This is a genomic window from Polaromonas sp. (assembly GCF_030682935.1).
GTDB lineage: Bacteria > Pseudomonadota > Gammaproteobacteria > Burkholderiales > Burkholderiaceae_C > Polaromonas.
Map to the genome: position 1 here is coordinate 1 of NZ_JAUXNA010000229.1, position 6177 is coordinate 6177.

At 64.6% G+C, this 6177-nt stretch carries 6 protein-coding genes and 2 pseudogenes; 5 read left to right on the top strand and 3 right to left on the bottom strand.

The genetic code is table 11. The features are described 5' to 3' along the window. Positions 1 to 383: pseudogene (locus Q8K05_RS10500) on the bottom strand (DNA-protecting protein DprA); the annotation flags it as partial. A 62-nt stretch (positions 384 to 445) separates the two neighbouring features. After that, positions 446 to 1669 (bottom strand): LysM peptidoglycan-binding domain-containing protein, encoded by a 1224-nt coding sequence (locus Q8K05_RS10505; protein ID WP_370868827.1) that lies wholly within the window; start codon positions 1667 to 1669, stop codon positions 446 to 448. Positions 1670 to 1867: 198 nt separating this feature from the next. Between Q8K05_RS10505 and def the strand changes: the two genes are divergently transcribed. The 5 genes from def (at position 1868) to Q8K05_RS10530 (ending at position 5818) form a co-directional block, all read left to right on the top strand. Beyond that, positions 1868 to 2407: a peptide deformylase gene (gene def, locus Q8K05_RS10510; protein ID WP_370868826.1), complete on the top strand. Its 540-nt coding sequence runs from the start codon at positions 1868 to 1870 to the stop codon at positions 2405 to 2407. A gap of 48 nt (positions 2408 to 2455) precedes the next feature. Continuing rightward, entirely contained in the window at positions 2456 to 3436 is a 981-nt protein-coding gene (gene fmt, locus Q8K05_RS10515; protein ID WP_305246568.1) for a methionyl-tRNA formyltransferase, read from the top strand. Then, the gene (locus Q8K05_RS10520) at positions 3433 to 4197 is read left to right on the top strand and encodes an AzlC family ABC transporter permease (protein ID WP_305246569.1); all 765 of its coding nucleotides are present in this window, start codon (positions 3433 to 3435) and stop codon (positions 4195 to 4197) included. The genes fmt and Q8K05_RS10520 overlap by 4 nt, the downstream gene beginning before the upstream one ends. Further along, a complete protein-coding gene (locus Q8K05_RS10525; protein ID WP_305246570.1) occupies positions 4194 to 4547 on the top strand; it encodes an AzlD domain-containing protein in 354 nt (117 codons plus the stop codon). Before Q8K05_RS10520 ends, Q8K05_RS10525 begins: the two co-directional genes overlap by 4 nt. 77 nt (positions 4548 to 4624) lie before the next feature. Then, entirely contained in the window at positions 4625 to 5818 is a 1194-nt protein-coding gene (locus Q8K05_RS10530) for a phosphoglycerate kinase (RefSeq protein ID WP_305246571.1), read from the top strand. A 111-nt stretch (positions 5819 to 5929) separates the two neighbouring features. On the opposite strand, the pseudogene Q8K05_RS10535 reads toward Q8K05_RS10530, so the two are convergent. Further along, positions 5930 to 6177: pseudogene (locus tag Q8K05_RS10535) on the bottom strand (fatty acid desaturase); the annotation flags it as partial.

Below are 6177 nucleotides of genomic sequence, written 5' to 3' on the forward strand. Positions count from 1 at the left end.
ACGATGGCCAGCTTGACAGCGGCTGGCTGTGCGGTTGCTGGCGCTTGCCGGGCAAGGGTTCCCAGCATGTAAAGCATCAAAGGCGGGTCTTCGATGTCAAGCAGCTCGGACGGGTAAGCGGCGTCGCCCAGGGCCACCACGCGCCGGTCGTCGCCCGCCTGCAGCCAGTCCAGCGTGGTCTGCAACTGCGCGGCCAGGGTGGGCGGCTCGGCCAGCAGGGCGCTGGCCAGTTTGTCGGAACCGAGTTGCCGCAGGGTCGCCGCGCTTTGCGCAAAGATGGCCTGCGCCGAGCCGAAGGTGGCCAGCAGCTTGCGTGCCGTGGTGTTGCCGATGCCGGGTGACAGGGTCAGCCGCAGCCAGGCTTGAAGTTCTTGGGAATCCACGTGATGACAGGTTTCAGGCGCTCTGCCAGGCAGGGCCGCAGGCGGGACGCGCGCTCAACGCCTCAATTCGGGTTGGCGAAGCGGTCGCCAACCTTGACGCCGTCCGTCACCTGCAGGACCAGCGCATAGGACAGGTTCTCAAAGGTGCGAAACACCATCATCAGACCGTTGCGTTCATTGGGCAGCTTGATGTCCGGGCGGGCGCTATCGGTCTTGTCCTGCAGCCGCTGGCCGTCCTTGAGGAGGGCCATCACATGACCCCGCTCCAGGCCGTCACGGGCGCCCCGGTTGACCACCACGATCTGGTTTTCTGCCGCAAAGGCCACGGCGTTGCCGTAGACCGAGACGATCTGGCCGGTGATGGTGCTGGCGGGCGCGCGCGGCACATAGCTGAGCAATTCACGCGCCGGCTCGGGCATCAGGCGGTCGCCCACCCGCATTTCTTCCTTGGCGGCCACGATGTCGATGGTGGCCGGCACGATCTCGCTGTAGACCTTGCCGTCTTTGTCCTTGGCCTGCACGATGGATTCACCGCGCACCAGCTCGGCCTTGCCGACATACTGTGCCTCGTAGCCCAGGATTTCCTTCGTCGTCGGGTCTTTCAGGGGCGTGGCATTGCGAAACACCCGGAAATCCTGCGGCTCGCCTTGGGCATCGCTCAGTGGCTTGCCTTTGTTGTCGCCGCCGGTGTACTCGCCGCGCGCGTAGGCGCGGTCGCCGCGGCTCAGCAGCACACGGCCCTCCTGGGTGGCCACAATCCGCGGCGCCAGCGCAAACGCGGTCGCATCCACAATCATCGCTTCGGCTAAAAAAGGCTCAATAGCGCTGGGTGCCAGTGTGGGAATGGACGCATCCGCCAGTGATTCATAGCGCGTGCGGGGAGAAATCCGAATGGTGTCGGTGGGCGGGCCGTCGCTGGCCGCCCGGCGCGTGCGCAAGCGGGCGCGGCCGTTGGCTTTTTCAAGGGTGAGTTGCTGGCCGGGGTAGATGCGGTGGGGGTTGCGGATGTCCTCAAGGTTCATGCCCCACAGTTCGGGCCAGCGCCAGGGGCTTTTGAGGAACAGGCCGGAAATGGCCCACAGGGTATCTCCCCGCCTGACGGTATAGCTGTCGGGCGCGTTGGGGGCCAGGTCGGCCAGCGCAACCCCGCTCTCGGCCACCTGGGTGGCGGTGGCCTGTTGGCCTGCGCTGATGGGGAAATTCTGCGCATGCAGGCTGGCGGTGGTGCCCAGCAGGACTGCAGCGGCTATTGAAATGTGACTGAAACGACCAAAAATAATGTGCATCTTGAACGCCCTTGGGGCTGGCATGGGCCCGACTTGACGACAAGTAGCTCGCCAGACCCTGTTTTTATCCTGATAAATCACTGGCGATTTTGTACTTAAGCCCTTGATTAAGCAACGATTACGCGATTCTGAGAATATCGGAAGCTTTAAAAAACCGAGAAAAGTGGCGAAAATAGCAACATCTCACCCTTTGCCCCCATGACCCAAACGACCTCATTGACCCAACTCACCATTCTTCGTTACCCTGATCCGCGTCTGCACACGGTGGCCAAACCCGTGGCGGCGGTGGACGCGCGCCTGCGCGCGCTGGCCGACGCCATGTTTGAAATCATGTACGAAGCGGCGGGCATTGGCCTGGCCGCGACGCAGGTCGACGTGCATGAGCGCCTGGTCGTGATTGACGTGAGCGAAGACCGCGACCAGCCGATGGTGCTGATCAATCCAGAGATCATCTGGGCCAGCCCCGAGACCCGGATGGGCGATGAAGGCTGCCTGTCGGTGCCCGGTATTTACGACGGGGTGGAGCGCGCCATCGCCGTCAAGGTGCGGGCGCTGGACCTGGACGGCAAGCTCCAGGTGCATGCCGCTGAAGGCATGCTGGCGGTCTGCATCCAGCATGAAATGGACCACTTGATGGGCAAGGTGTTTGTGCAATACCTGTCGCCCCTGAAGCGCAACCGCATCAAGACCAAGATGGTCAAGCAGAAAAAAGACGAAGAGCGCGACGCCGAGCGCTGAACGCCGCGCGGCGCTTCGGGCTCCCGGGAGTCTTTAGAATCGACGCCCATGCGCATCATCTTTGCCGGTACCCCTGAATTCGCCCGTGTGGCCTTGGCCGAACTGCACAACGCCGGCTTTGACATTGCCCTGGTGCTGACCCAGCCCGACCGCCCCGCCGGTCGCGGCATGAAGCTGCAGGCCTCCGCCGTCAAGCAGTTCGCGCTGGACCACCAGATCGCGCTGGCACAGCCGCGCAGCCTGCGTCTGGACGGCAAATACCCCGACGATGCGGCCGCTGCCCGCGCGGCGATTCAGGCCGCTGTCGATGCCGGCGCCGAGGCCATGGTGGTCGCGGCCTACGGCCTGATCCTGCCGCAATGGGCGCTGGACGCGCCCCGGCTCGGTTGCTTCAACATTCATGCTTCTCTGCTGCCGCGCTGGCGCGGCGCCGCGCCGATCCACCGCGCGATTCAGGCCGGCGACCCGGAGACCGGCGTGACCATCATGCAGATGGACGTCGGGCTCGACACCGGCGACATGCTGCTGGTCGAAAAATTCCCGATCGAGGCGCTGGACACCACCGCCACGCTGCACGACAAACTGGCGCCGCTGGGTGGCCGGCTGATGGTGGCGGCGCTCAAACTGGCCGCGTCTGGCGGGCTTCGTCCCGTCCCGCAACCCGGCGAGGGCGTGAGCTATGCGCACAAGATCGAAAAGGCCGAAGCGGCGGTCGCCTGGACACAACCCGTGGCGGCGATCGAGCGGCATATTCGCGCCATGAACCCTTTTCCGGGTGCCACAGCGCAGTTTGGCTCCGACACCATCAAGCTCTGGAGTTCCGAAATTGATAGCTGCTCGCGTCCGTCGGATATGGGCTGCGGCACTATTTTGTCTGCAAATGCCGACGGTGTGCGGGTGGCGTGCCTTGACGGCGTGCTGACGCTGACCGAGTTGCAGCGCGCCGGCGGCAAACGCTTGCCCGCCGCTGATTTTTTGCGCGGCTTTGCCTTGCAGGCCGGCCAGTCGTTCGAGTTGCCCCGGCTTTGACGACGGCCAGCGTTGCCGGACGCCTCCGCCACAGGCTGTCAGAACTGTTTCGCCATCCGGAATTTCGCCTGGGTGCGCGCGAGATTTCCGGCGTGGCGCCCGGCCTGGCGGCTTGGGGCCTGATGACTGGCGTGGCCATGGTCAACTCGGGCATGTCGGTGCTGGAAGCCGTGGCGATGACGCTGCTGGTGTTTGCCGGCAGTTCGCAGCTGGCTGCCATCCCGCTGATCGCCGCGAGTGCGCCGGTCTGGGTGATTCTGGTGGCGGGTTTTTGCGTCAATCTGCGTTTTGTCGTGTTCAGCGCCCACCTGCGCAGCTATGTCATGCACCTGCCCCGGTCGGTGCGCCTGCTGGCCGGGTATTTGAGCACCGACATGACGTATGTCCTGTTTGTGCGCCGCTTTTCCCAGCCGCCGGTGGGCGCCGCGCAGCGCCAGGCGCAACTGGCCTATCTGGCCGGGAACGGCAGCCTGAACTGGCTGAGTTGGCAAGTGTCCAGCCTGCTGGGTATTGCCCTGGCGCAATGGATTCCGGTGTCCTGGGGTCTGGGTTTCGCCGGCATCCTGGCGCTGATCGGCATGAGCTGTTCGCTGGCCTCTACGCCCATGCGCCGCATTTCGGCCGGTGTCGCGGGCGCGGCGGCGGTGGCCGCGTTTGCACTGCCCTTCAAGCTCAACATCGTGGTGGCGATTGCGGCGGCGGTGGCGCTGTGCCTGATGCTGGAGTCGCCCGCGCCGCCCGACCGGAGGCCGCACGCATGAGCAGCCCGGGCACAGACTGGTGGACGCTGGGCGTCATCGCGGGGCTGGCGGTGGTCACCGTGGTCACGCGCAGTTTCTTTTTCATCTCCAGCCGCCCCTGGCACCTGCCGCACTGGGCGCAGCGCGGCCTGCAGTACGCGCCGATTGCGGCGCTGGCGGCCGTCATTGCGCCCGAACTGGTCATGACGCAGGGGCAGCTGATCGCCTCCTGGCAGGACGCGCGCATTTACGGTGCGGCGGCAGGTGCGGCGTTTTACTTCTGGCGCCGCGGTGCCGGGCAGGCCGTGCTGGGCACCATCGTGGTCGGCATGGCGGTGTATTTGCCGCTGCACCTGGGGCTGGGCTGGTAGGGGGCTCAAGCCTGCCCGCGAACAGTGGCGGGAAGTGAGCCTCCTACAATCGGGGCCAGTCTTTTTGGGAGTTGTTCATGAATTTCATCCGTTTTGCCGACCTGTGCGCCAGTGGCAAGGCCGCAGGCCAGCGCGTTTTCGTCCGTGCCGACCTCAATGTTCCGCAGGACGCTAGCTGCGCCATCACCGAAGACACCCGCATCCGGGCCTCGATCCCCTGCATCCAGATGGCGCTCGATGCAGGCGCGGCCGTGATGGTGACCTCCCACCTCGGGCGCCCGGTTGAAGGCGCGTTCAAGCCAGCCGACTCGCTGGCCCCGGTGGCCAGGCGCCTGGGCGAGTTGATGAATCGTGAGGTTCCGCTGGTGTCTGACTGGGTGGACGGCGTCCACGTGCAGCCCGGCCAGCTGGTGATGCTGGAAAACTGCCGCCTGAACCCGGGCGAAAAGAAAAACGACGAAGCGCTGGCCCGCAAGCTGGCCGCGCTGTGCGATATTTTTGTGCATGACGCGTTTGGCACCGCCCACCGCGCCGAAGCCTCGACCTACGGCATTGCGCAATATGCCCCCGTGGCCAGCGCCGGCCCGCTGCTGGCGGCCGAGATGGACGCGATCTCCAAAGCCCTGGCCAGCCCGCGCCGGCCGCTGGTCGCCATCGTGGCGGGCAGCAAGGTCTCGACCAAGCTCAGCATCCTCAAGGCCCTGGCGGCCAATGTGGACCAACTGATCGTGGGCGGCGGCATTGCCAATACCTTCATGCTGGCGGCCGGCCTGAACATCGGAAAAAGCCTGGCCGAAGCCGATTTGTTGCTTGAAGCCAAAGCCGTGATGGATGCCATGAAGGCGCGCGGCGCGGAAGTGCCGATTCCCACCGATGTGGTGTGCGCCAAGACCTTTGCCGCCGATGCGCCGGCTACCGTCAAACGGGCGACCGAGGTGGCCGACGACGACCTGATCCTGGACATTGGCCCTGAAACCACCGCCAAACTGGCGGCGCATCTGATGGCGGCCGGCACCATTGTCTGGATCGGCCCGGTCGGCGTGTTCGAGTTTGACGCCTTTTCCAAAGGCACCGAAGGCATTGCGCGCGCGATTGCCGACAGCAGCGCGTTCTCGCTGGCCGGCGGCGGCGACACGCTGGCGGCCATTGCCAAATATGGCATTGAGTCGCAGGTGGACTACATCTCTACCGGCGGCGGCGCATTTCTGGAGATTCTTGAAGGCAAGACGCTGCCCGCGTTCGAGATCTTGCAGCAGCGGGCGGCTGGCTGAAGGTGCTGGGTCGGCTGTTGATGCGCTATAAAAATAATAGCTTCCTGAGTCCGTGTTTTATGGGCTAGAGGCCTATTTTGATGTTAAAAAGGGTGCCGAGGCACCCTTTTTTCAGATCGGTTGCGTGTTGGCGGCGCGCCCTGCATAGTCGGTCCAGCAGCGGCGGCTGTAGTCGTAGAGCTTGCACTGGCGAGCTGTTTCAAAGTACCAGCGCCACGAAAACGGCTGAACCACGATGCGCTCGGGCAGCATGTGTTCGAGTTTGGTTTGCGCCTGTTTGAGCCGGTACAGCGGAATGCTCATGTCCACATGGTGCGCCGTGTGCTCCATGATGTGGTGCAGCACCGCGCCTATGCCCA